The sequence below is a fragment of the Rhodoferax sp. ZS1R8 genome, from assembly GCF_056521325.1.
Genome location: NZ_JBWMBA010000003.1, coordinates 685,790 through 708,406 on the forward strand (window position 1 = coordinate 685,790; position 22,617 = coordinate 708,406).

Here is a 22,617-nt window from a genome sequence, read left to right on the forward strand (position 1 = left end):
GTGTCGGGTTTGTAATGTCCGGGTTGTACATTGGCCTGATGTCGGGCACCTCGCTGGACGGTGTGGATGCCGTGCTGGTGGAGTTTGATGATGGTCCCCAACCCCATGTAATAGGCCATAGCAGCGCAGCTATGCCCGCTGCGCTACGGGCCGAATTGCTGGCCCTGAACGCCCCCACCGATAACGAACTGCACCGCGCGGCGCTGGCCGCCAATGGTCTGGTCCGCCTGTATGCCGACCAGGTTGCGGCCCTGCTGGCGCAATGCGGTGTCCGGGCGGAGGCGGTGAAAGCCATTGGCGCCCATGGCCAGACCGTGCGACACCGGCCCCAGGAGTTTGATGGCACCGGCTATACGCTGCAGCTCAACAACCCGTCGCTGCTGGCCGAGCTCTGCGGCATTACCGTGGTGGCCGATTTCCGCAGTCGCGATGTGGCAGCCGGCGGTCAGGGGGCGCCGCTGGTACCGCCCTTTCACCAGGCCTTTTTTGGCCAGTCCGACCAGGTGATGGCTGTGCTGAATATTGGCGGGATTTCCAATATCACCGTGCTGGACCCGGCCGCGCCCGACCTGCTGGGCTTTGACTGCGGGCCTGGCAATGCGCTGATGGATGCCTGGTGCCTTGCGCACACCGAGAAGGAATACGACGATGCAGGCCGTTGGGCGGCACTAGGGCGGGTGAACGCTGATCTGTTGGCCCGTTTTCTGGACGAACCCTTCTTTACCAAGCCACCACCCAAAAGCACCGGGCGCGATTTGTTCAACGGCCCATGGATGGCAGCCAAATTGACGCAAGTAGAAGGCGTGCCCCCGCAGGACGTGCAGACCACGCTGACAGAGCTGACCGTGCGGGCGTGTGCCAGTAGCCTGCTGGAGACCAGCCCCGGCTGCCAAACCCTGGTGGTGTGCGGTGGCGGGGCGCTGAACGATTATTTGATGGTGCGTTTGCAGGCAGCCCTGCCCCACTGCCGCGTCACTTCATCTTCTGAACTGGGTTTGCCGCCATTACAGGTGGAAGCCACGGCCTTCGCCTGGCTGGCCCGCCAGACCATGCTGGGAAAAACATCCAGCCTGAAAAGCGTTACGGGCGCACTGGGCGCCCGCATACTGGGTGGGATCTACCTAGCCTAGGCTGGGCGTCCGTCTTTTGTATTAAGAGAAGGACGAGCCGCAACCGCAGGTGGTCGTGGCATTGGGGTTCTTGATGACGAACTGGGCGCCTTGCAGGTCTTCTTTGTAGTCGATCTCAGCGCCGACCAGGTACTGGTAGCTCATCGCGTCAATCAACAGAGACACGCCGTTCTTGCTCATCACGGTATCGTCTTCGTTGGTGATTTCATCGAAGGTGAAGCCGTACTGGAAGCCGGAGCAACCGCCGCCTTGCACGAACACGCGCAACTTCAAATCTGGGTTGCCCTCTTCGGCGATCAGGTCGGCCACCTTGGCCGCTGCACTGTCGGTGAACAGGATGGGCGCGGGCATTTCTGTGGGGATGGTTTCGGCTAGGGCACTCATGGATGACTCCGGTGAAATCTGGGGAATAGCTGGAATAGTACGGTAAATTGCTCGGGAATTCTGTTACTGGTTATTTGCCGCCAGTTTCAGTGTGGGCTTTTCTTCCCCTTCGCCCAAGATGGGGCGCAACTGTCCGGTAATCAAGGCGCCCTGGTGCATTTCGAGGGCCGCATATTCCACATCGCCCTCGATACGCGCCTTTGGCTGCAGTTCGAGCATTTTTCGGGCAAAAATGGGCCCTTTGACGCTGCCGTTGATGATGATGTGGTCGGCAACCACCTCGCCAGTAATGCTGGCGATTTCGGAAATCACGAGGATGCTGGCCACCTCAACGCCGGCGCGAATGTTGCCGATGATGCTGCCGTCCACCCGCAGTCCGTCGGTAAAGCTGATGTTGCCAACAATTTCACTGCCTTCGGCGATCAGGCTTTTGATCGCCGGCTGTTTCTTTTTGTTGAACATGCATTCATCCTTGGCAAAGAAAATTACAACTTGATGGACTGGGTCGCCTTGACCACGGTACCGTCCATCACCTTGGCAGACATGCCCTTCACAACGACTTGCGCGGGTATGTCAAACAGGCCCTCCATGCGGCCGTACTGCTTGACCTTGATCGCGGGGGCATCACCCATCAGGCTGGCAGTCCAGGGCTTGCCATCGAGTACACCGGAGAAGGATATCTCCAGCCGGCCGTTGAACTCCACCGGGTTCTTGCCCGACTGGATCACCAGCACCTGCCATTTTAACTTGCCGCCATTCTGCAAATCTGCCTGCATGCTGCGGATAGCCAAACCGTCACCGCCGGCCGCAGGAATCAGTCTTTCGAAGAAGCCCAGGTCGTCGCGCAACGTGCGGTTGTCCGCTTCCAGTTGCTTCAGCTGCGCCAGCAGGCTTTCATGCGATGCCTTCTCGGCCGTGACCAGCGTGTCCGCCGTGTTGGCAATGGACTGTGCATGGTCTCGATCCAGCTTGGCCTTTGCCAGTTCTGCCCTGACGTCCGTCAACTCGGTCCGCAAGCGCAGCATCTCTTCCTTGGAGCCCTTCTCCAAGCCGGCAATGTCCTTGCCAAACTCGAAGGCCCACAGCCCGATGGCAGCACAAAACCCCAACACGATGGCGACGATGGCCCAGCGAAAAGGCCAAGGCATGGCACTGCGTATAGCCATGCGGGGCGCACTGATCGTGAGGCGGCGGCGTAGGAGTTTGAAACGCATGGAGCGCGAAGTCTAACAACACAATGTAAAACGACCGCAAGGGTTTGCACCCTGGCGGTCGCTCTATTTGCAACGGGGTGTTGCGTCGATTAACGTTTCGAGAACTGCTTGCGACGGCGAGCGCCGTGGAAGCCGACCTTCTTACGTTCCACTTCGCGCGCGTCACGCGTCACAAAGCCGGCTTGGCTCAGTGTTGGCTTGAGCGTTGCGTCGTAGTCGATCAGGGCACGGGTGATACCGTGGCGCACTGCACCAGCTTGGCCGGACTCACCGCCGCCAGCGACGTTGACCATGATGTCAAACGTTTCAGCGTGGTTGGTCAACATCAGGGGCTGCTTGCAGATCATGATGGAAGTGCCGCGACCGAAGAACTTGGAGATGTCCTTGCCGTTCACGACGATTTGGCCGGAGCCTTTTTTCAGAAACACGCGGGCGACGCTGGATTTGCGACGGCCGGTGCCATTGTTCCATTCACCGATCATTTGGCTGCCTCACGTTTCACTGCTGCGGGAGAAATACCGGGGATGTCCAGAACCTTGGGCTGCTGGGCTGTATGGGGGTGCTCAGCACCGCCGTAAACCTTGAGCTTCTTGATCATGGCGTAACCCAGGGGACCCTTGGGCAACATACCCTTGACGGCTTTTTCCAAAGCGCGACCGGGGAACTTGTTTTGCATGTCACGGAAGTTGGTGGACGAGATGCCGCCGGGGTAACCCGAATGGCGGTAGTACACCTTGTCCAGCGACTTGGCGCCGGTGACGCGCAGCTGGGCTGCATTGGTGACGATGATGAAATCGCCGGTATCGACGTGAGGCGTGTAAATGGCCTTGTGTTTGCCGCGCAAACGGAGAGCAACTTCGCTGGCTACTCGTCCGAGGACCTTGTCGGTCGCGTCAATCACAAACCACTCGTGCACGACCTCAGCGGGTTTTGCGCTGAAAGTAGACATGAGATATTCCTAAAAAAGGAGAGGTTTGGCGGGCTCCACGTGAGTCCGCGAACGTTGGCTCTTTTCCACGGTCGGCGTTCCTCTGATGGGAATCTCTTAGGTGGGGTTACTCGGCGCGCGGTCGCAAGACGTTACGAAAAGCCTTCGCCGCGGAGCCACAAAAGCGCTGCGAAGCCCTCGATTATATGGGTTTTGGCCAAAAACAGCTATATCTGCCTGGTTTTGTTGCAGCCAGCAGACTGGGGGCGTCGCAGATTCACTATCAAAACAATAGCTGCTTACGCGCGCCCGGCGAGGGCTGGATGCCAATTTACCATTCAGAAATCAGCCGGGGGGCCAGGGCGGTTACCATCCAAGCATGTTCAGTTATCGCCACGCCTTCCACGCCGGAAACCACGCCGACGTCCTCAAACACACCGTTTTGCTGGCTGTTTTGCGGCACATGGCGCAAAAAGACGCCGCGCTGACCGTCTTCGACACCCATGCCGGCGCCGGCCTGTACCGCCTGGACGGCGACTACGCCCAGACCAGCGCAGAGGCGGCCGACGGTTTTCTCAAGCTGATGGCCGGCAAGCCTGCGCAGCCATTTGCGCCGCTGCTGCAGGACTATGTGGACCTGGTAGCCAGCTTCAACAAGACCGGCAGCCACAAGGTCTACCCCGGCTCCCCGTTCATCATCCACCGCGTCATCCAGGAACGTGACCGCGACAAGCTGAAGCTGTTCGAGTTGCACCCCACCGACACCAAAACGCTGACTGCCAATATCGCCCAGCTAGAAGCCGGGCGCCAGATCGCCATCCTGCGCGAAGACGGCTTTGAAGGCATCAAGAAATTCCTGCCGCCGCCGTCGCGCCGCGCGCTGCTGCTGTGCGACCCCAGCTACGAACTCAAAACCGACTACGGTCGTGTCGCAGAGATGGTGGCAGATGCCCTGGTGCGGTTTTCCACCGGCACCTACGCCGTTTGGTACCCCATCATCCCCCGCCCCGAAGCGCACGACCTGCCCAAGAAGCTCAAGACGCTTGCCAACAAGGCCGGCAAGAGTTGGCTGGGTGCCACGCTCACCGTCAAATCCAGCAAGCTGCTGCAGGATGACGAAGGCGAGGTGATACGTCCCGGGCTGCCCGCCAGCGGCATGTTCATCATCAACCCGCCCCACACGCTCAAGGCCGGCCTGCAAAAGGCCTTGCCGCAAATGGTGGAACTGCTGAAGCAGGACGCCAACGCGGCCTTTACGCTGGACTCCGGCGGCTAGGGCCTGCGTCAGGAGTCGGCCATGCGCGTGCTTCGCGATGCTTTTGCGGTTTTCCGCATGGAGGCGACGCTGTTCAGGCGTTTCCCCAAGCTCAAGGTCTCGGCAATCGGGGTCATCATCATCCCGGCGCTGTATGCGCTGATCTACCTGTCCAGCGTGCAGGACCCCGCCGCCCACACCGGCGACCTCAAGGCTGCCCTGGTGAATCTGGACCAGGGGTTGAACTACCGGGGCCAGGATGTGAATGTGGGCCAAGAGGTGGCGACCTCGATCCGCGCGCGCAAAACCTTCGGCTTTGTCGACTACCTGGAAGAAGACGAAGCCAAGCGCGCGGTGCGCCAGGGTCGGCTGGCCTTTGCACTGATCATCCCCAAGGACTTCAGCGCCAACGCCGTACCGGGGCAGGAAGCCGCAGGCGGCCGATTGGTGATGTACGTGTCTGAGGGAAACAACTACAACGGCGCCAACATTGCCAAGCGCTTTGCGTCTGAACTGGGCCACCAGGTCAACATCAACCTCAATGAGAACCGCTGGTCATTGGTACTGAACACAGTCACGGGTTCCCGCGACAAGCTGGCCGAGCTGCGCACAGCGGTGGCAGCGCTGGACGACGGCGCATCCAAGCTCGAGGCAGGCTTGGCCAAGGCAGAAACCGGGTCCAAGACACTGGCCACCGGAAGCGATACGCTGGGCTCAGCCGTCGTGCAACTGACGGATGGTGTCAAACAGCTGGGTGCGGGCCTGCGCACCATGGACCAACAGCGCCCGTCTACGCAAGATCTGGCCGCACTCAAGGCCGGGCCCGCCGAGTTGCTGGTCGGCCATGCCAACCTCGCCCGCGGCCTGCAGGAGCTGCACAACGGCGCGCTGGAACTGGCTGATGGCAGCGCCAAGATGCGGGATGAAACCAAGGGAATCCCCATCGTGGGTACCCGCATTTCCGAGGGCGCTGCCCAGCTCACGGCTGGGGCCACGCAGCTGGCGACGGGCCTGGAAACCGCTCGCCTGGGCCAGACGCAGCTGAACTATGGAACAGTCCGCCTGAACACCGGCATTACCAAGCTGACCGACGGCATGGCGGCATTGGGCGGCGGAATCCACACAGCGGCCAGCAAAGTGCCAGCCGATGCGAAGCTGGATGAGCTGACCGGTGCCAGCCGGTCCGTCGGCGCTGGTACCCAAGACCTGCGCAACGGCCTGACCCAGCTCAGGACCGGCTCCAAAGAATTGGCTTCGGGCGTAAAACTGTTGAAACACTCTCTACCCGGTGACGTGCGCGCGCCCGATGGCAGCGCGCGCGGCTTGGCCGATTCTGTAGAACCCGCCATAGAAATCGTGGCGCCCGTTCCGAACAATGGTGCCGGCTTTGCGCCGAACTTTCTGGCCACTTCACTGTGGCTGGGCGCGGTGATGTCGGCCTTTCTATTCCATCTGCGACGACTGCCCGAGGCCGCGGCCCGCACGTCTCGCCCCGCCCGCTTGCTGGGCAAACTCGGCATCCTGGCGGGCCTGGTCGTGGCCCAGGCCCTGGTCATCATGCTGATGTCGCTATTTGTGCTGCAACTGCATGTAGCGCAACTGGGGCCTTACGCACTAACGCTGGTACTGAGTTCGCTGACCTTTTTGACACTCATCGTGGCCATCACCCGCGCTTTTGGGGACGCTGGCAAAGCCGCCGTTCTGCTGTTGATGGTGCTGCAGCTGTCGTCGGCCGGCGGCGTGCTGCCCGTGGAACTGTCCGGTGGCATCTACCAGGCCGTCAGCCCCTGGCTGCCATTCACATGGGTCATCAAGGGCTTGCGTGCCTGCATGTTTGGCGCTTTTGATGGCGACTGGCTCAGCGCCTGGCTGGTGATAGGCCTGATTGGCGCCATCGCCTGGCTGGCAGCCTGCTTTGTGGGCCGCTGGCAGTTCGTCAGCGCCGACGAGCACCGGCCAGCAATGGAGTTTGAAGGGGTTTAGCCCGTCAACCCCAAGCGCTCACACAGCGCAATCGTTGCGACGCTCTGGTTCATGGTGTAGAAGTGCAGCGACGGTGCGCCACCGGCTCGCAATTGCTCGCACAGGCTGGTCACCACATCCAGGCCAAAGGCCTTGATGGACGCGGTGTCGTCGCCAAAACTTTGCAGCCGCAGGCGTATCCAGCGCGGGATCTCGGCGCCGCTGGCATCCGAGAAACGCATCAGTTGTGTGGAGCTGGTGATGGGCATGATGCCGGGCACGACCGGAACGTTCAAACCCATCGCCGCTACGTCGTCGACAAAACGGAAATACGCGTCCGGGTTGTAGAAATACTGGGTGATAGACGAATTGGCACCGGCATTCACCTTGGCGGCAAAGGCTTTCAAGTCACTCTCCGGGGAACGCGCCTGGGGGTGGATCTCCGGGTAGGCGGCCACTTCGATGAAAAAGTCGTCACCGGTCTCGGCGCGGATAAAGGCCACCAGTTCACTGGCGTAATGGAATTCGCCACCGGCGCCGTAGCCACTGGGCAGGTCGCCGCGCAGCGCCACCAGGCGTTTGACGCCCATTGATTTCAGCGTGGCCAACTGCGCGCGGACCGTGCTACGCGTGGCACCAATGCACGAGAAATGCGATGCGGCGCTAACGCCTTCGGCCAATATTTCGGATACCGCGTTGAATGTGCCCTCTTGCGTGGAGCCACCGGCACCAAAGGTCACCGAACAGAATTCGGGTTTGAGGGCATACAGCTGCTGGCGCACCGTGCGCAGCTTGGCTACGCCTTCGGGCGTTTTGGGTGGAAAAAATTCCACGCTCAGGGGGATGCGGGATGTATCGGACATAGCTTTCCAATCAGTCAGGGACGGGGCGCGTGCACTGCGTCACACCACCATCCGCCCCAACAGGGTTTACGATTTTTTAGCGCAAATGAAAAACTCGCGGTTGCCATCGCCGCCTTCAATCGGCGAGTCGAACCACGCGGTCACGGTCAGACCCAGCTCGGCGCAGGTTTCGCGCAGGCGCTGCTCGACTACTGCGTACATGGCGTCGTCCCGGACGATGCCACCCTTACCCACCTGGCCTGGCTGCAGTTCGAACTGCGGTTTGACCAAAGACAGCAGCGTGCCGCCCGCCTTCAAGAAAGGCAGCACCGCCGGCAACACCAAAGTTTGCGAGATGAAGGACAAATCGCCCACCACCACATCAAACTCCGGCACAAACGGCTCTGCGCCCTCAGCCTCTGGATCAAACTGGCCGCCAGCCCCCGTGTAGTTTAGACATGCTGCTTCAAAATCTGTAGCAACCAGATTACGGGCATTGACCTTTTCCACACACAGCACACGGCCGTCTTCGCGCAGTTGCGGGTGCAGTTGGGCTGACCCGACATCCACTCCCACGACCAAACGCGCGCCGTGCTGCAGCAGGCAGTCGGTAAAGCCACCGGTGGATTGGCCCACGTCCAGGCAGGCCAGTCCGTCGACCGACAGGCCCACCTGTTTAAGCGCCGCTTCCAGCTTCAAGCCGCCGCGGGATACGTAGCGGGCCTCGGAGTCGTCGAGCAAACGGACGTCGGCCGTCTCAGGTACTTCGTCACCGTTTTTGGCCACGCGCTTCCACGCCTCGCCGTGCAGCCATTCCACACCATCGGCAATCAGGCGCTGGGCCTGCGACCGGGTAGTGGCCAGGCCACGTTGAACGAGTAGTTGGTCAATGCGCATGGATGGCTATCAATACCGGTAGGTGTCTTTTTTGTACGGGCCGGACTTGCTGACGCCGAGGTAGGCGGCTTGCTCGTCGGACAGCTCGCTCAACTGCGCGCCCACCTTCTTCAGGTGCAAACGGGCAACCTTTTCGTCCAGGTGCTTGGGCAACACATACACCTTGCCGGACTTGTATTCCTTGGGCTTGGTGAACAGTTCAATCTGGGCGATGGTCTGGTTTGCAAAGCTGGACGACATCACGAAGCTGGGGTGGCCAGTGCCGCAACCCAGGTTCACCAAACGGCCCTTGGCCAGCAGGATGATGCGCTTCTCAGGCTTGCCGTGCTTGCCCTTGGTGGCGGGGAAAATCACGTGGTCGACCTGCGGCTTGATCTCGTCCCACTGCAGCTTTTCCAGCGACGCGACATCGATTTCGTTGTCGAAGTGGCCGATGTTGCAAACAATGGCCTGGTCCTTCATGGCCTGCATGTGCTTGAAGGTGATGACGTTTTTGTTACCGGTGGCGGTCACGAAAATGTCGGCCTTGTCAGCAGCGTATTCCATGGTCACAACCTTGTAGCCTTCCATCGCGGCTTGCAGCGCGTTGATCGGGTCCACCTCGGTCACCCACACTTGGGCGGACAGTGCGCGCAAAGCCTGGGCAGAGCCCTTGCCCACGTCACCGTAGCCGGCGACCAGTGCAACCTTGCCGGCGATCATCACGTCGGTAGCGCGCTTGATGGCGTCCACCAACGATTCGCGGCAGCCGTACAGGTTGTCGAACTTGCTCTTGGTTACCGAGTCGTTGACGTTGATGGCGCGGAAAGCCAGTGAGCCCTTGGCCGACATTTCTTCCAGGCGCATGACGCCGGTCGTGGTTTCTTCTGTCACGCCGATGATGTTCTTCAGGCGGCGGCTGTACCAGGTGGGGTCCTGCTTGAGCTTGGCCTTGATGGCCTTGAACAAACAGATTTCTTCTTCGCTGCCAGGCTTGGCCAGGACCTTGATGTCCTTCTCGGCGCGGGCACCCAGGTGCATCAGCAACGTGGCGTCGCCGCCGTCGTCCAGGATCATGTTGGGGCCTTCTGCAGCAGAACCCTTCTTGCCGTTGAATTCAAAGATGCGGTGGGTGAAGTCCCAGTACTCTTCCAGCGACTCGCCCTTGTGCGCAAACACGGGCGTACCCTTGGCAACCAAGGCAGCGGCCGCGTGGTCTTGTGTGGAGAAGATGTTGCACGAAGCCCAGCGCACTTCGGCGCCCAGGGCTTGCAGGGTTTCGACCAGCACGCCGGTCTGGATGGTCATGTGCAGCGAGCCGGTGATGCGCGCACCCTTCAGTGGCTGGGCCTTGGCGAACTCTTCGCGGATGGCCATCAGACCGGGCATTTCGGTCTCGGCGATGGTCAGCTCTTTGCGACCCCAAGGGGCCAGGCTCAGATCAGCGATCTTGTAGTCTTCGAATTGGGAAACAAGTTTCAATGCGCTCATGGTGTGCTCCAATAAAAAATTGAGGCCACTAGGCTACGCGCGAATCCAGAGAGAACCAGGGCAAATGGACTCACCGCACAGACCAGTGGGTGAGCGCCGTTGACTTGCGTTGCCTTCATTGAAAACAACGTGTTCCGAGCCTCACTCGCATCCTGTGCCTTGAATTCGCTTCATCCAGGTCAGGGGTTCGAGCTGCAACGCTCCTCGGAAGTCTTGGATTATACGGAGCTATGCGGACACTGCGCAATCGTGACAACGAGCGGCCGCCCTGCAGCGGAGTAATATTCCGCGCTATGACACGATTCACACGCACCAAAACCATTGTCCTGGGTCTCACACTGGCCCTTTTAGGCCTGACGGCCTCGGCCAAGGACGCAACGCCTCCTCCCGCCGTAGCCAACCCCGCACAGGCGCTGGAGCAGGTCAGCACCCAGACCAAGGGCTTTACCGTGGGGTCGACCAGCAGCTCAAATACCGTCTACGTGATGTTTGACGCGCAATGCCCCCACTGCGGCCACCTGTGGAAAACCTCGCAGCCGCTGCTGGGCAAGGCCAAGTTTGTGTGGATCCCGGTTGCGATTCTGAACACCAAGAGCGCGCCGCAAGGGGCGGCCATACTCGGCGCGGCCGATCCCCAGCAGGCCATGGTGTCCCACGAGGCATCGATGATGGCAGGCAAGGGTGGCGTCATCACCATGGGCCGCATCCCGGCACCGACGTTTGCTGCCCTGAAAGGCAACACCGACCTGTTCAACCAGCTGAAGGTGGAATCGGTCCCGTTCATTCTGACCAAGCACGCGCGCACCGGCGAGGTCGTCAGCGCACTCGGTGCACTGGAAACCAAGGCCCTGGCCGACTTCATCGGGGTGGACGCCAACTGAGGATGGGCGACCGGGGGGCTTCCCTTAAAATCACGCCCTTTGCCCCTGCCGCTGCTTGCAGCCCCCGCCTCCATGACTTTTCTTGCCGAGACCAAGCGTCGCCGCACCTTTGCCATCATTTCCCACCCAGACGCCGGTAAAACGACGCTGACGGAAAAGCTGTTGCTGTTCTCGGGCGCAATCCAGATTGCGGGCTCGGTGAAGGCACGCAAGGCCACGCGCCACGCCACATCCGACTGGATGGAGATTGAAAAGCAGCGGGGTATCTCGGTCGCATCGTCCGTGATGCAAATGGCCTACCGCGACCATGTGGTCAACTTGCTGGACACGCCCGGGCACAAGGACTTCTCCGAAGACACCTACCGCGTGTTGACCGCGGTGGATTCCGCACTGATGGTGATTGATGCGGCCAACGGTGTGGAAGCCCAGACCCGCCGCCTGATTGAAGTGTGCCGCCAGCGCGATACGCCCATCATCACCTTCGTCAACAAGATGGACCGCGAAGTGCGCGAGCCGCTGGACATACTGGACGAAATCGAGCGCGAACTCGGCATGCCCTGCGTGCCCATGACCTGGCCCGTGGGCCAAGGCAAATCCTTCGGCGGTATCGTCAACCTGCGCACACAGATGATGACGGTGTTTGACGGTGGCAAGGACCGTCGTCCGCAAGAATTTGAGTCGATGCCGCTGAGCGACCAGGCTGCGCTGGAAAAGCGTTTTGGCCATGAATGGACGTCGGCGATGGAAAGCATGGAGCTGGCCACCGGTGCGTCCCCCGCCTGGGACCACGCCGCCTTTCTGGCCGGCAAGCAGACCCCGGTGTTCTTTGGCTCCGGCGTCAACAATTTTGGTGTCATGGAAGTGCTGGACGCACTGGTCGACCTGGCCCCCAGCCCGCAGATGCGCATCAGCAACACGCTGGTCAACCGGCAGCCCGTGGTTAAAGAAGTGCAGCCTGAGGACCCGGCCTTCAGCGGCGTGGTGTTCAAGGTGCAAGCCAATATGGACGCCAACCACCGCGACCGCATCGCTTTTGTGCGCATGGCGTCGGGCAAATACACACCCGGCATGAAGCTCAAGGTCATGCGCACCGCCAAGGAACTGCGCCCAACCTCCGTGGTGACCTTCATGAGCCAGCGCCGCGAGGCTGTGGAAGAGGCCTACGCTGGCGACATCGTCGGCTTCACGACGCATGGCGGCGTGCAACTGGGCGACACGATTACCGATGGCAGCGTCAACCTGCTGTACACCGGCCTGCCCTTCTTTGCACCCGAAATGTTCATGACCGTGGTGCTGCGCAACCCGCTGCGCACCAAGCAGTTGCAACAAGGGCTGGCGCAGTTGGGCGAAGAAGGCGCGATCCAGGTGTTCAAACCCGAAATCGGCGGCAATATGCTGCTGGGTGCCGTGGGGCAACTGCAGTTTGAGGTGGTACAGCACCGGTTAAAGGGCGAATACGACGCCGACATCCGGCTGGAAGGCTGCCAATACACCGGTGCCCGCTGGATCACCGCCGACACGCCCGCTGAGCTGAAAGCCTTTTGCGATGCCTACCCGATGCGCATGGCGCGCGACGCGGCCGACACGCTGGCCTATCTGTGCACCAGCCCGTATGACGTGCGGCTGGCGCAGGAACGCTTCCCCAAGATCCATTTTCACCCGCTGCGCGAACACGCCGGCTTGGCATTGCAGACTGCAGGTTAAGCAGGGCTGTCTGCAGATCAATACTGCCAGTTGTTCGGGTTGTCGTCAGGCGCACGGCAGAGCGCCAGCCCCAGCGCCGATACCGACCCGCTGAAGCACACAAAAATGGCTTGGTGCGTGGCCCACTGTGCATTGCAGTGTTTCTTGAAGTTGGCCTTCAAGCGCCCCTTGCGGTGCTCGGCCGCCATCTTGAACACGGCGGCATTCTGGGCCTGCCCCTTGTACGTCACCACGTCGTCACGCCATTCTTCGATCATGCTGTCGATCTTGTCCGCTGCGCGGTTGCAGGTAAAGGCCTGGTCGCCGCGGGTTTGCGCCGCAGATGGCAAGGCCCATGCCACGGACAAGGCGATGGCAATCAAAAGGGTTTTAAAGGCCGGCATTCGCACGCGCATCTCCTGGAAAGTTGGCGACTCTGGCGCCGATGGGGCGCCGATACACTTGCACTCCCGCCACAGCATACCAACGCCTACCTGACATGCTCCCCCTGCATCTTTGGCCAGCCAGTGAGCGCCGCAGCATTGCCGGCGTGTTCACCGACATCGACGACACGCTGACCACCGACGGCGCCATCACGCCGGATGCCCTGCAGGCGCTGGCGCAACTCCAGGCGGCGGGCCTGACTGTGATCGCCATCACCGGCCGGCCGGTGGGCTGGTGCGAGGCGTTTGCCGGCATCTGGCCGGTGGATGCCATCGTTGCCGAAAACGGTGCCGTGGCGCTGGTCCCAGCCAAGTCTTTAGGTCAAAACGGGCTGCAGCCCTCGCCAGACGTGCGTAAGCCGCTATCAAAATTGTATCAACAGGATGCAGCCACGCTGGCCGACAACCGCCAGCGCATGCAAAAAATCGGCGCCCGGGTAATGTTCCAGGTACCCGGTGCTTTCATCACACACGACAGTGACGGCCGCGAGACCGACCTGGCCTTCGACTACCACGAGCACGCCCGCCTGCCGCCAGACACCGTGCAGCGCGTGGTGGACCTGCTGCAGGGCTTTGGCATGCACACCACCGTCAGCAGCATCCACATCCACGGCTGCTTTGGCGATTTCAACAAATGGCAGGGCGCCAACTGGATCACCCGCGAACTGCTGCAGCGCGACTTGGCAAAGGAGATCGACCGCTGGGTGTTCGTTGGCGATTCGGGCAACGACCAAGCCATGTTCGAACACTTCACGCACAGCGTAGGCGTAGCCAACATCCGCCGCTTTGAAACCCAGCTGACGCACCTGCCGCGCTACATCACGCCCAGCGAGCGTGGAGCGGGGTTTGCGGAGGTGGCGGCGGCCATAGCCCAAGCGATGGCAGGGCGATGACCTGCCTGTAATACCTGGTTCCCGAACGTGGTGCTCTGCACCATCAGGGCTCTATCTCCTGTCAGAGAAAAACAGCTCAGAGCCGGTCGGATCCCGGCGCGTATAACGGCAGCAGCAGTGTGAAGCTGGTTCCCCCAGCCGGTTTGCTGACCACCGCCATGCGGCCACCCAGCGGGCCGTAAACCATGTTGTGCGAGATGTGCAGGCCCAAGCCCGTGCCGCCCTGGCCCAGCTTGGTCGTGAAGAAGGGGTCAAAGATCTTGCCGACGTTTTCCGCCGGGATGCCCACACCGTCGTCCGACACGGTGATGCAGGCCCGCTCGCCTTGGCGCATACAGGCCACGGTGATCGTGCCGGGCTGGGTGTCGTTAAAGCCGTGCTTTACAGCGTTCATGACCAGGTTGGTCAGCACCTGGCCTAGCGGGCCGGGATAGCTGTGCATGGCGATGCCGGGCTCCAGATGCTGCACCAGCTTGATCGGCGTCTTGGACAGCACGTGGGAGATCACGGACAGCATCTCGGCGATCTGACGGTCCAGTTCGAAGTCGCGCAGCTGGTCGGTGGTCTGGTCCACGGCGACCTGCTTGAAATTCTGGATCAGCTCGGCCGCGCGCCGCGAGCTGCTCAGCATCAGGGCGGCGCCTTCGTCGATCTGGCCGGCAAGACTGGTCAGTGCGGTGCGGGTCAGCCCGCCGGATGCCACCGAGCGCGTCAGGCTTTTAGCAACCTCTTGCTGCGTGCTGGCGACCATGACGATGTTGCCAATGGGTGTGTTGAGCTCATGGGCGACGCCCGCCACCAGGCGCCCCAACGCAGCCATCTTTTCGGCCTGCACCAGGCCCTCTTGGGCGTTCTCCATGTTGGACAGCGCGGCACGTGCTTCTTCCTCCGACTCTTTGCCGGCCTCCAGCTCGTCGCCCAGGCGTTGCGTGATGGCGTTGATGCTGCGTGTGATGGCTCCGAATTCATCGTCCGAGGTTTCTGGCAGGGGAACGATGTCGGCGGCGGCGTCACGGCCTACCGCGCGGTCCAGCGCATGCTGCAATGCTTCCACGCGCCGGAATATCAGCCTGTCCACACCCACCCACACAACGCCCAAGAGCGCCAGGCTGACCCCAATGAGCTGCGCCAACGCCAGCCAAAGCGTGGCATTGAGGGCTTGGCGCAGAGATGCGTCGGACCATGCGACCAGCACCTTGCCCAGCGTATTTCCTTCAACCTGGGGGATATCCATGGACAGCACCTCGGCGTTGGCCGGCAAGGTGCCGCCGGCCAACGGGAGGGTCTGGCCCACCTGCGCAACCACTTTGCCGGTTTCGTCTACGACCGCCAACCCGAGCACAGAGCCGCCGACCTCGGAGCTCAACGCGGCATGCACCCCCCGAAGGTCGAAATTCCACAGTGCCGTGGCCACCGGCTGAGCCAAGTGGCGTTGCATCCGGGCCCACAGTTGGGCGCGCTGCGATTTGAGGCGCTGGTCCGTCATCCAGTAGCTACCGGCTGCGAATATGCCCATCAATAGTGTGGATGCCACCACGACGATGATGGCCAGCGAAGCCTTGGCAGACTTGGGTTTCCAGCCTTGCAGGGTGCGCAAAGCCATCACATCAGCAGGATAGTTTTCACAGTGGCGTACACGGCCTGAGGTTAGCGCCTGCGGCGTCCCAGCGTCAAGCCCCTAGAAATCCCTCCAAGACGTTGACGGCATTGACGCCGACCTCGGCCACCGCATAGCCTCCTTCGAACACCAGCGCGGTGGGCAAGCCCGCAGCGGCCAGCCGCTCACCCACGCGCAAATAGTCCGCGCTTTGCAGCGTGAAGCCGGAGATGGGGTCGCCCTCGAAGGTGTCCATGCCCATCGACACCACGAGTGCATCGGCGCCGAAGCGCTCGATGGCTCGCAGGCTGTGCTCCAGCGCTTCCAACCAGCGCGCAAAGCCCGTGCCACGCGGCAGCGGAATGTTGAGGTTGGCGCCCTGCCCTGCCCCAGTACCTGTCTCATCGGCGTGGCCCAGGTAGAACGGGTATTCGGTCCGAGGATCGCCGTGGATGCTGGCGAAGAACACATCGGGCCGGTCGTAGAAGATGGCCTGGGTGCCATTGCCATGGTGGTAGTCGATGTCCAGCACCGCGACCTTGGCCATGCCGGCATTGCGCAGATGCTGTGCAGCCAGCGCCGCATTGTTCAAAAAGCAGTAGCCGCCAAAGAAGTCGGCTCCTGCGTGGTGGCCGGGCGGGCGGCTCAGCGCAAAGGCGGCGCGGTCACCCTGTACCAGTTGCTGGGCCGCGCTCAGAGCGCAGTGGGCTCCGGCGCGTGCCGCGACCCAGGTGCCCGCGGTGAACGGCGAGCCGGCGTCGTACGAATACAAGCCGACCTTGGCGGCAAAGTTGTCGGGCTCCACATCGGTGCGGAAGGTGCGCGTGGGCCAGACCGAGGGCAGGATGTCCTTGTCCGCGTTGGCCGGGTCCAGCACCACCCATTGGTCCCATGCGGTGGCCAGGAAGCGCAGGTAGCGCGGGCTGTGGATGGTCTCCAGCAGCGCGTCATCAAACGCATGCGGGTGCTGCACCGTGCCCAGCTTGCGGCGCTGCAATTCGGCCAGCACATGGTCAGCGCGGGCGGGCACCTCAAAGCAGGGCACCAGCGCGCCGCGGAACATTTCGACCTTGCCCTGGTGCTGGGCGTGCAGGTGGTTGTAAAAGGTAATCATCGTCCGGCTCGTGGTTGGGGTTATTGCGGTTGGCGCGCCAGGCCCAGTTTCTCCACCAGGGCCTTCTCCTTGGCAAAGGTCTCCTGCGCAAACTTCAGGTAGGTAGCGGAGTTCATGTACATCGGCACCATGTCGTAGCGGGCCAACGCGGTCACATAGCTCTCCTGCTCCATGGCCTGTTTGAAGGCATCGTGCAGGCGCTTGACGATCGCGGGCGGGGTACCCTTGGGCACGCCAATGCCGAAGGGTGAGTTCTGCACCAGGTCCAGCCCCAGCTCCTTGAGCGTGGGCGCATCGGGAAACTTGGCCAGCCGCTCGGCACCCCAGGTGTTGAGCACGCGCAGCTTGCCGGCGGCCACTTGGGGTGCAAAGCCGGTGGAGTCGGCCGCGGCCATGATCTGGCCACCCAGAATGGCCTGCATCAGATCAGCACTGCCCTTGAACGGGACATGCAACAGCTCCAGCCCCAACTTCTGCGCAATCAACTCCATGGTCAGGTGCGGGCTGGTCAGTGTGCCGGTGGAGCCATAAGACAACATGCCGGGGTTGGCCTTGGCCCAGGCTACGAAATGGGTCCAGGTGCGCAGCGCCGAATCGGCCGGCACGACCAGACCAAACGCGTAGCCGGTGACATTGAGCACATACGTTATGTCCTTCACCGGGTCCCAGTTGATCTTGGTGGTGTAGGGCAGCCGGAACACACCCAACGGAATCTGCGCCAGCGTGTAGCCGTCGGCCGGTGCGGTCTGTAACTGCTGGGCCGGCATGGTGCCGCCCGCACCGGGCTTGTTTTCGATGATGACCGGCTGGCCCAGGATCTTGCTGGCGGCGTCCGCCAACGAACGCATCGTGATGTCGGTCGGGCCGCCTGCCGGAAAGGCGATCACCAGTTTGATGGGCTTGGTTGGGAAGGAAGCGGCCTGCGCCTGGGCGTCGAGCAAGCGAGTGGCGAGTGTGGTGGCGGCGAGTTGTACGACGTGGCGGCGTTGCATGGTGGGGGGCTCCTGGGTGAAGGTTCTATCTAACGGTGTGTCTATCAGCGAATCAAGCCATTACACCGGACTCTTGCACAGGCTGCCATGCGGTTAACCCGAGACCCAGTCGATTGCTTCCTCGGCCAGATCACCAGCAATCAGCTTGAACTGCTCTAGCGCCGCCTGCAGGTCTTCCACAATTTCCAGGGCAATCACACCCGGTGCGGGCAGGTTGTCGCTGTCCGCTAATGAATCGTCTTCAGCCAGAAGATATCCAGGCTGGTTTTATCGCGTGCTACCAGTTCGTCATACCCATAGGCGCGCCAGCGGCCATCGGGGTTTTCCGGTGACCACGTGGCCTGGCGTTTGTTGCGGTTGCCAGCCAGGTACAGCGCGACAAACTCTTCCAAGTCTGCACGGCGCAGCGGGTTGGTCTTCAGTGTGAAGTGTTTGTTGGTGCGCAAGTCATAAATCCACAGCTTCTTGGTCCAAGGCGTTTCGCTAGCGCCCTTCTTCTCGAAGAACAGGACATTGGCTTTCACCCCTTGCGCATAGAACAGGCCCGTAGGCAGGCGCAACAGCGTATGCACATCGCACTCGTGCAGCAGCTTCTTGCGGATGGTCTCGCCCGCGCCACCTTCAAACAGCACGTTGTCGGGCAACACCACCGCCGCACGGCCGTGGGTGGCCAGCAGGGTCTTGATGTGCTGCACAAAGTTGAGCTGTTTGTTGCTGGTGGTGGCCCAGAAGTCGTCACGCTCAATAGTGTCTTTCTCGGTGCTGGTGCGCCCGTCCTCACCCACGATGACTGTGCTGCTCTTCTTGCCAAACGGCGGGTTGGCCAGCACCACCTCAAAGCGCTCGCCGGGGTCTGCGGCCAGCGCGTCGCCCACCACCACGGGCACTGATTTTTCAGAGCCAATGCCGTGCAGCATCATGTTCATGGCGCACACGCGGGCCGTGCCTTGCACCAGCTCGTAGCCCGTGAAGGCTTTTTCCTTCAGGTGCTTGAGCTGCTCGCGCGTCAGGCTTTTGTTGTGCGCCGTGATGTAGTTGTGTGCGGTGAACAAAAAACCACCCGTGCCACAGGCCGGGTCGGTAATGCGTTCACCGGGTTGCGGCGCAATGCAGTCCACCATGGCCTGGATGAGTGCACGCGGCGTGAAATATTGGCCTGCGCCGCTCTTGGTGTCTTGCGCGTTTTTTTCCAGCAGGCCTTCATAGGCATCGCCCTTCACGTCTGCACCCAAGATGGTCTAGGTTTCGGCATCAATCAGATCGACGATCACGCGGCGCAGCTTGGCCGGGTCTTGAAACTTGTTTTGTGCCTTGCCGAAGATCAGGCCTAGCGTGCCCTTTTGCTGGCCCAAGGCCTCCAGCACATGGCGGTAGTGGTCGAAAAGCTCATCGCCATCCTTGGCCAACAGTGACGGCCAAGAGTAGGCCCCTGGCACGATGCTGGCCTGGTTGTAGGGCGGCTGGGCGCGTTCGTCAGCCATCTTGAGAAACAGCAGATACGTGAGCTGCTCCACATAGTCGCCATAGCTCATGCAGTCGTCGCGCAGCACGTTGCAGTAATTCCAGAGCTTCTGGACGAGGGAGTTAGTGGTGGTATTCATGCTGTTCTCTATTGAGTAAATTGCTGCAGTCTTGCTCGTACAAGGGGCTCACGACTGGGCTGACTGAGCAGGCCGCCCAGTGCGTTATCGAAATCAGAGTGGCCAAGGAGTTGGGCTATGCATGTCGCCACATAAGTACGCACATCGGCAGACGCGTTGGCTAGCTCCTCGACCAACTCGGCGCGCCCCTCCACCACGGTGAGTATGTCTTCCAGGTCATGGCTGGCATACACATCATTGTTGCCGCGGTCACTGAAAGCTTCAAGCTTGGTTGCCAAGAAATAGGGTGCTGATAAGTGCCGCAGCGCCATGCCCGGTGCGACCTGGGTTTGCACAGCAGCGTCGAATCCTGGGCGATACCAGCGGTTGGCAAAGCCAAGCACTTTTTCATCCAACGGTACCAAGTCCAGCTGCATGCGCTGCCAGTACCAACGAAACGGCGGCGTGTTGTCTGCCATGGTTTGTTTGAAGCCGCGCTGCATCAGTTCCCCTGCCAAGGCATGGTAGCCCACTAGGGTGGCTACTTCCACGATGGCATCTACATCTTCAGTGGCACGCACATGGAGCAGCGCAGGATCGTTGATCAGCAAACCCGTAGCACAGCCACCCACAAAGACTACCCTGTCACACAGCGGGCCCATGGCCTTCGCCATGCCCACCAACAGAGCCAAGTTTGGGTTAGCCATACATGGGGCCCTTTATTTTCTTTGGTGCGGATGGGTCGATAAGTGTTTGCAGTCGGTCCAGCGCCATACCGCGTTCGCGAGCGCGGCCTACGCGCAGGGCGTCAAACAAAGCCAGCATTTCGTAGAGCTTGTCATCCTGCATGGCGGCGAAAGGCACGCTGGGGTGTAGTGGCTCTACGCCCACGCCACGCACCGAGCCATTGGGATGTGGCCAAACATAGTCTTCTGAGCCCGGCGCAAATACACCTGCAAAAGCCGGCGCACTGTGGCTGGTGGGCACGCCAATCGTGGAGGGCGTTTTGTCTGCCGCAAATGCATACCTGGCGCCATGCAAGGCGAACTCTGCAAGTTGCTTTGAATGGGGGCGCACGGGGTTGTCTGCCGTGGTGGCCTTGCTCTGTGCCACTTCGCCAGCGGAAGCATCGGCACGCAGGCGCTTTCGCCGGGCAACCCGGTAAATGGCTGTTGGCTCTTGCACCGAAAGTGCCACGGTCGCAGCATCCAACGCCAGGTAGTTTTGTACCAACAGCCCCGCCTGCAGCCCACGCTTGATGCAGGCGTGCGCCTCGGACACGCTGATGCCCAACTCCTGCGCCAGCCGCGCGTACGTCCAGCGCTGCTCACCCCAAGCCACCAGCTTGAGGGCTACCAGGAAGTCTTGGGGTTTGAGTTGCATTTACATTTAATATTCGTGAATCGCGAATATTGAATGTAAATGAATTGCCACTCCAAGGCAAGTCATGAATGAAATTGGCCTCTAGCCCCCACAAAAATTACGTAAGCAGCTATCAAAATCGCAGCAAACGTCAGTTTCGATGCTGTATCACCAACTCTGTGAGCACGATGCAACCCGGTGCCACATGCCCGCCCAGCACCTGCCCCTGTGGCGGAGGAAATAGCCATGTGCATGTGGGATGCGGTCTTTTTGCCGTCCACCGCCACCGTGCCGGATAGCGTGAGGATTTCCATGCTCTCGGTCAACCGCGTGGGCTGATGCCGGGGACAGGCTGCCGATGCCGGACAACACAAAGGCGGCGCGACAGTTCTGGGCCAGCACCGCTGCCTCCAGCGCAGCGCGCAAGTCCTGGCCGGGCGTGAGGCGAATGGGTAGTGTCTTCATCGGCTCCATGTTAAATCAGGCTCCAGCCCTCGCGGAATTTGCCCAGGCAGCTATCAAAACAGAAGCAAAACGGGCTACTGCGCGGCCTCCGCCTCTTGCAGCTCCTTCAACGTCCGTCCATCCGCCGCCTTCCACTCCACCCGTCCATTGGCACTGCGGCCCAGCACTACGGCCGCAGTCGTGCTGGGGGAGCTAAAGCTGTAGTCCTGCGTGAACTGGTGGAGCGCGCCCTGCAGCGCCAGCACGCCGTTGCTGATTAGCTCCTGGCGCAGATTAAACATGCCGCGCACGTGCTGCGCCATGCTGGGCACGGTGTCTGCCACCGCCTGTGAACCCGCTCGCACCACAAACCCCTGGCTCGCCTCGTAGCCCGTGACCTGGACGCCCTTGCCTTTGCAGGTGAGCGCCGGGCCTACCTTGGCGGCGGGGGCCTTGGGCGCTTGCTCAAACGCGTGCACGCCCAGCACCGGCAGCATGCCCAGCATGTGGCCCAAAAAGACTTCCATGTCGGCCCGATCGGCCTCGCTGAGGGACGGCTCGGCGGGCTGGTTGGCGTTGTCTAGTGGCATGCGCTTGGCGGCGCGGGCCAGAGCGATGAGGCGCGACTCCAGAAACTGCACATGCGCCTTGTTGAGCTGCCCGGCCGTGGTGGTGGTGAAGCCGATGGCGCGGGTCCAGAAATCTTTTTGCGCATAGTGGCTCTCCAGCCGGGGGCGGATCGGGTCGCCCTCCCCCACGTAGAGCATATCGCCCTCACCGTCCGGGCGCGGCCCCAGCAGCAGGTACACGCCGGTCTGGGCCAGCTCGGGCCGGGCCTTGACCTGCGTCAGCAGCGCACGCGGGAACACCAGCGCCTTGCCGATCCAGTTGGACTTGTCGACGATGCGCAGGCCGTCGGGATCGCCGTCGGCGACGAAGATGCGGAGGGAGAAGGGGGTTTGCATGGCTTTGTTTAAATAGCTGTTTGGCCTTTGCTAACAAAGCATTTAGCAAAGACCAAACAAAGCATGACGCCCAACGCCGACTCAACTCGGCTTGCTCTCATGGTTTTGCCTTCTTGCGCGCGTGCCTTTTGGCCCGCTCAGACTCAGACCAATCGAACCACCCCGGCATACCCAAATAGATTTGCTGAGTCGCATCTGCCAATTCCGCCAGCTCGTGGAAAGTGCGATGGCCCGAAATGAGTCTTTCCTGTAATTCGCCTTTTCCTTCCCAACAAGATGGGACACCTCGCTCTGAAAGCAACTCCGTGCCAGTTAGGACCACTACATGACTACTTGGCTGCCGTCTTAACCGCCGCCGACGCTGTGTTTGCACAATGGAACGAATTGCGGCGGCCTCACTTTGTGTGATTTCGGTCTTCAATGACGCAAAAACCAACACAGAACCAGCAAGTTCTTCCGCTAGAAATGAATCGCCCCGGGTTTCGTGGAGGCCAGTTAGTTAAAGTGAAACCGGGGTTTCGGTCTTCTCGGCGAGTTGCCGATAGTAGTTTGCCTCAGCCTCGGCCGGTGGAATATACCCA

At 61.2% G+C, this 22,617-nt stretch carries 24 protein-coding genes and 1 riboswitch; of the genes, 6 read left to right on the top strand and 18 right to left on the bottom strand.

Annotated features, from left to right (window positions below):
• The first annotated feature begins 14 nt into the window (after nt 1-14).
• Nucleotides 15-1,130: an anhydro-N-acetylmuramic acid kinase gene (locus tag AC097P_RS14070; protein ID WP_479611036.1), complete on the top strand. Its 1,116-nt coding sequence runs from the start codon at nt 15-17 to the stop codon at nt 1,128-1,130.
• A gap of 21 nt (nt 1,131-1,151) precedes the next feature.
• Here the strand turns inward: AC097P_RS14070 and erpA are convergent, their stop codons facing one another.
• The 5 genes from erpA to rplM all read right to left on the bottom strand — a co-directional run bounded on the left by erpA (nt 1,152) and on the right by rplM (nt 3,677).
• Nucleotides 1,152-1,514 carry an iron-sulfur cluster insertion protein ErpA gene (gene erpA, locus AC097P_RS14075; protein WP_394784678.1) on the bottom strand — a complete coding sequence of 121 codons (363 nt, stop codon included), beginning with the start codon at nt 1,512-1,514 and terminating at the stop codon, nt 1,152-1,154.
• Nucleotides 1,515-1,577: 63 nt separating this feature from the next.
• Nucleotides 1,578-1,976, bottom strand: a complete 399-nt coding sequence (locus AC097P_RS14080) for a bactofilin family protein (protein ID WP_479611037.1) — start codon at nt 1,974-1,976, stop codon at nt 1,578-1,580.
• A gap of 23 nt (nt 1,977-1,999) precedes the next feature.
• On the bottom strand, nt 2,000-2,728 hold the full coding sequence (locus AC097P_RS14085) for a DUF6776 family protein (RefSeq protein WP_479611038.1): 729 nt from the start codon (nt 2,726-2,728) through the stop codon (nt 2,000-2,002).
• 89 nt (nt 2,729-2,817) lie between these two features.
• Complete coding sequence (gene rpsI, locus AC097P_RS14090) at nt 2,818-3,210, bottom strand: 30S ribosomal protein S9 (RefSeq protein ID WP_479611039.1); 393 nt, start codon at nt 3,208-3,210, stop codon at nt 2,818-2,820.
• Nucleotides 3,207-3,677: a 50S ribosomal protein L13 gene (gene rplM / locus AC097P_RS14095; protein WP_209397632.1), complete on the bottom strand. Its 471-nt coding sequence runs from the start codon at nt 3,675-3,677 to the stop codon at nt 3,207-3,209. Before rplM ends, rpsI begins: the two co-directional genes overlap by 4 nt.
• 358 nt (nt 3,678-4,035) lie before the next feature.
• Between rplM and AC097P_RS14100 the strand changes: the two genes are divergently transcribed.
• Both AC097P_RS14100 and AC097P_RS14105 read left to right on the top strand, forming a co-directional pair.
• Nucleotides 4,036-4,932, top strand: a complete 897-nt coding sequence (locus AC097P_RS14100) for a 23S rRNA (adenine(2030)-N(6))-methyltransferase RlmJ (protein WP_479611040.1) — start codon at nt 4,036-4,038, stop codon at nt 4,930-4,932.
• A gap of 21 nt (nt 4,933-4,953) precedes the next feature.
• Nucleotides 4,954-6,894 (top strand): YhgE/Pip domain-containing protein, encoded by a 1,941-nt coding sequence (locus tag AC097P_RS14105; RefSeq protein WP_479611041.1) that lies wholly within the window; start codon nt 4,954-4,956, stop codon nt 6,892-6,894.
• Here the strand turns inward: AC097P_RS14105 and metF are convergent.
• The 3 genes from metF to ahcY form a co-directional block, all read right to left on the bottom strand.
• Complete coding sequence (gene metF / locus AC097P_RS14110) at nt 6,891-7,736, bottom strand: methylenetetrahydrofolate reductase [NAD(P)H] (RefSeq protein ID WP_479611042.1); 846 nt, start codon at nt 7,734-7,736, stop codon at nt 6,891-6,893. The two genes, AC097P_RS14105 and metF, sit on opposite strands and share 4 nt — an antisense overlap.
• Nucleotides 7,737-7,802: 66 nt before the next feature.
• The gene (locus AC097P_RS14115; RefSeq protein WP_479611043.1) at nt 7,803-8,612 is read right to left on the bottom strand and encodes a TlyA family RNA methyltransferase; all 810 of its coding nucleotides are present in this window, start codon (nt 8,610-8,612) and stop codon (nt 7,803-7,805) included.
• Between the two features lie 9 nt (nt 8,613-8,621).
• The gene (gene ahcY, locus AC097P_RS14120) at nt 8,622-10,082 is read right to left on the bottom strand and encodes an adenosylhomocysteinase (protein WP_479611044.1); all 1,461 of its coding nucleotides are present in this window, start codon (nt 10,080-10,082) and stop codon (nt 8,622-8,624) included.
• An 84-nt stretch (nt 10,083-10,166) separates the two neighbouring features.
• A riboswitch (S-adenosyl-L-homocysteine riboswitch) is annotated at nt 10,167-10,294 on the bottom strand.
• An 81-nt stretch (nt 10,295-10,375) separates the two neighbouring features.
• Here ahcY and AC097P_RS14125 point away from each other — a divergent pair.
• A complete protein-coding gene (locus AC097P_RS14125; protein ID WP_479611045.1) occupies nt 10,376-10,963 on the top strand; it encodes a DsbC family protein in 588 nt (195 codons plus the stop codon).
• Between the two features lie 72 nt (nt 10,964-11,035).
• Complete coding sequence (locus AC097P_RS14130) at nt 11,036-12,667, top strand: peptide chain release factor 3 (protein WP_479611046.1); 1,632 nt, start codon at nt 11,036-11,038, stop codon at nt 12,665-12,667.
• A 17-nt stretch (nt 12,668-12,684) separates the two neighbouring features.
• Here the strand turns inward: AC097P_RS14130 and AC097P_RS14135 are convergent, their stop codons facing one another.
• The gene (locus AC097P_RS14135; RefSeq protein WP_479611047.1) at nt 12,685-13,056 is read right to left on the bottom strand and encodes a hypothetical protein; all 372 of its coding nucleotides are present in this window, start codon (nt 13,054-13,056) and stop codon (nt 12,685-12,687) included.
• 89 nt (nt 13,057-13,145) lie between these two features.
• On the opposite strand from AC097P_RS14135, the gene AC097P_RS14140 reads away from it, so the two are divergent.
• The gene (locus tag AC097P_RS14140; protein ID WP_479611048.1) at nt 13,146-13,982 is read left to right on the top strand and encodes an HAD-IIB family hydrolase; all 837 of its coding nucleotides are present in this window, start codon (nt 13,146-13,148) and stop codon (nt 13,980-13,982) included.
• 76 nt (nt 13,983-14,058) lie between these two features.
• On the opposite strand, the gene AC097P_RS14145 is transcribed toward AC097P_RS14140, so the two are convergent.
• The 9 genes from AC097P_RS14145 to AC097P_RS14185 all read right to left on the bottom strand — a co-directional run bounded on the left by AC097P_RS14145 (nt 14,059) and on the right by AC097P_RS14185 (nt 22,036).
• Nucleotides 14,059-15,585, bottom strand: coding sequence for a sensor histidine kinase (locus AC097P_RS14145; RefSeq protein WP_479611049.1), 1,527 nt, complete (start codon nt 15,583-15,585; stop codon nt 14,059-14,061).
• 67 nt (nt 15,586-15,652) lie between these two features.
• On the bottom strand, nt 15,653-16,693 hold the full coding sequence (locus tag AC097P_RS14150) for a histone deacetylase family protein (RefSeq protein WP_479611050.1): 1,041 nt from the start codon (nt 16,691-16,693) through the stop codon (nt 15,653-15,655).
• Between the two features lie 20 nt (nt 16,694-16,713).
• The gene (locus tag AC097P_RS14155) at nt 16,714-17,685 is read right to left on the bottom strand and encodes a tripartite tricarboxylate transporter substrate binding protein (RefSeq protein WP_479611051.1); all 972 of its coding nucleotides are present in this window, start codon (nt 17,683-17,685) and stop codon (nt 16,714-16,716) included.
• Between the two features lie 227 nt (nt 17,686-17,912).
• A complete protein-coding gene (locus AC097P_RS14160; protein ID WP_479611052.1) occupies nt 17,913-18,917 on the bottom strand; it encodes an HsdM family class I SAM-dependent methyltransferase in 1,005 nt (334 codons plus the stop codon).
• Between the two features lie 6 nt (nt 18,918-18,923).
• Nucleotides 18,924-19,286 carry a type I restriction-modification system subunit M N-terminal domain-containing protein gene (locus tag AC097P_RS14165; protein WP_479611053.1) on the bottom strand — a complete coding sequence of 121 codons (363 nt, stop codon included), beginning with the start codon at nt 19,284-19,286 and terminating at the stop codon, nt 18,924-18,926.
• An 8-nt stretch (nt 19,287-19,294) separates the two neighbouring features.
• Entirely contained in the window at nt 19,295-19,972 is a 678-nt protein-coding gene (locus AC097P_RS14170; RefSeq protein WP_479611054.1) for a hypothetical protein, read from the bottom strand.
• Entirely contained in the window at nt 19,965-20,648 is a 684-nt protein-coding gene (locus tag AC097P_RS14175) for a hypothetical protein (protein ID WP_479611055.1), read from the bottom strand. Before AC097P_RS14175 ends, AC097P_RS14170 begins: the two co-directional genes overlap by 8 nt.
• Before the next feature lie 147 nt (nt 20,649-20,795).
• A complete protein-coding gene (locus AC097P_RS14180) occupies nt 20,796-21,101 on the bottom strand; it encodes a PPC domain-containing DNA-binding protein (RefSeq protein ID WP_479611056.1) in 306 nt (101 codons plus the stop codon).
• Between the two features lie 65 nt (nt 21,102-21,166).
• Nucleotides 21,167-22,036, bottom strand: coding sequence for a GIY-YIG nuclease family protein (locus AC097P_RS14185; RefSeq protein WP_479611057.1), 870 nt, complete (start codon nt 22,034-22,036; stop codon nt 21,167-21,169).
• Between the last annotated feature and the right edge of the window lie 581 nt (nt 22,037-22,617).

Excerpts from the sequence above, each read along its gene's own strand:
- AC097P_RS14145 (WP_479611049.1), bottom strand. The coding sequence starts at position 15,585 with ATGGCTTTGCGCACCCTGCAAGGCTGGAAACCCAAGTCTGCCAAGGCT.
- AC097P_RS14080 (WP_479611037.1), bottom strand. The coding sequence starts at position 1,976 with ATGTTCAACAAAAAGAAACAGCCGGCGATCAAAAGCCTGATCGCCGAA.
- AC097P_RS14150 (WP_479611050.1), bottom strand. The coding sequence starts at position 16,693 with ATGATTACCTTTTACAACCACCTGCACGCCCAGCACCAGGGCAAGGTC.
- ahcY (WP_479611044.1), bottom strand. The coding sequence starts at position 10,082 with ATGAGCGCATTGAAACTTGTTTCCCAATTCGAAGACTACAAGATCGCT.
- metF (WP_479611042.1), bottom strand. The coding sequence starts at position 7,736 with ATGTCCGATACATCCCGCATCCCCCTGAGCGTGGAATTTTTTCCACCC.
- AC097P_RS14130 (WP_479611046.1), top strand. The coding sequence starts at position 11,036 with ATGACTTTTCTTGCCGAGACCAAGCGTCGCCGCACCTTTGCCATCATT.
- erpA (WP_394784678.1), bottom strand. The coding sequence starts at position 1,514 with ATGAGTGCCCTAGCCGAAACCATCCCCACAGAAATGCCCGCGCCCATC.
- AC097P_RS14100 (WP_479611040.1), top strand. The coding sequence starts at position 4,036 with ATGTTCAGTTATCGCCACGCCTTCCACGCCGGAAACCACGCCGACGTC.
- AC097P_RS14070 (WP_479611036.1), top strand. The coding sequence starts at position 15 with ATGTCCGGGTTGTACATTGGCCTGATGTCGGGCACCTCGCTGGACGGT.
- AC097P_RS14185 (WP_479611057.1), bottom strand. The coding sequence starts at position 22,036 with ATGCAAACCCCCTTCTCCCTCCGCATCTTCGTCGCCGACGGCGATCCC.
- AC097P_RS14175 (WP_479611055.1), bottom strand. The coding sequence starts at position 20,648 with ATGCAACTCAAACCCCAAGACTTCCTGGTAGCCCTCAAGCTGGTGGCT.
- AC097P_RS14085 (WP_479611038.1), bottom strand. The coding sequence starts at position 2,728 with ATGCGTTTCAAACTCCTACGCCGCCGCCTCACGATCAGTGCGCCCCGC.
- AC097P_RS14165 (WP_479611053.1), bottom strand. The coding sequence starts at position 19,286 with ATGAATACCACCACTAACTCCCTCGTCCAGAAGCTCTGGAATTACTGC.
- rplM (WP_209397632.1), bottom strand. The coding sequence starts at position 3,677 with ATGTCTACTTTCAGCGCAAAACCCGCTGAGGTCGTGCACGAGTGGTTT.
- AC097P_RS14180 (WP_479611056.1), bottom strand. The coding sequence starts at position 21,101 with ATGGAGCCGATGAAGACACTACCCATTCGCCTCACGCCCGGCCAGGAC.
- AC097P_RS14125 (WP_479611045.1), top strand. The coding sequence starts at position 10,376 with ATGACACGATTCACACGCACCAAAACCATTGTCCTGGGTCTCACACTG.
- AC097P_RS14170 (WP_479611054.1), bottom strand. The coding sequence starts at position 19,972 with ATGGCTAACCCAAACTTGGCTCTGTTGGTGGGCATGGCGAAGGCCATG.
- AC097P_RS14105 (WP_479611041.1), top strand. The coding sequence starts at position 4,954 with ATGCGCGTGCTTCGCGATGCTTTTGCGGTTTTCCGCATGGAGGCGACG.
- rpsI (WP_479611039.1), bottom strand. The coding sequence starts at position 3,210 with ATGATCGGTGAATGGAACAATGGCACCGGCCGTCGCAAATCCAGCGTC.
- AC097P_RS14155 (WP_479611051.1), bottom strand. The coding sequence starts at position 17,685 with ATGCAACGCCGCCACGTCGTACAACTCGCCGCCACCACACTCGCCACT.
- AC097P_RS14140 (WP_479611048.1), top strand. The coding sequence starts at position 13,146 with ATGCTCCCCCTGCATCTTTGGCCAGCCAGTGAGCGCCGCAGCATTGCC.
- AC097P_RS14115 (WP_479611043.1), bottom strand. The coding sequence starts at position 8,612 with ATGCGCATTGACCAACTACTCGTTCAACGTGGCCTGGCCACTACCCGG.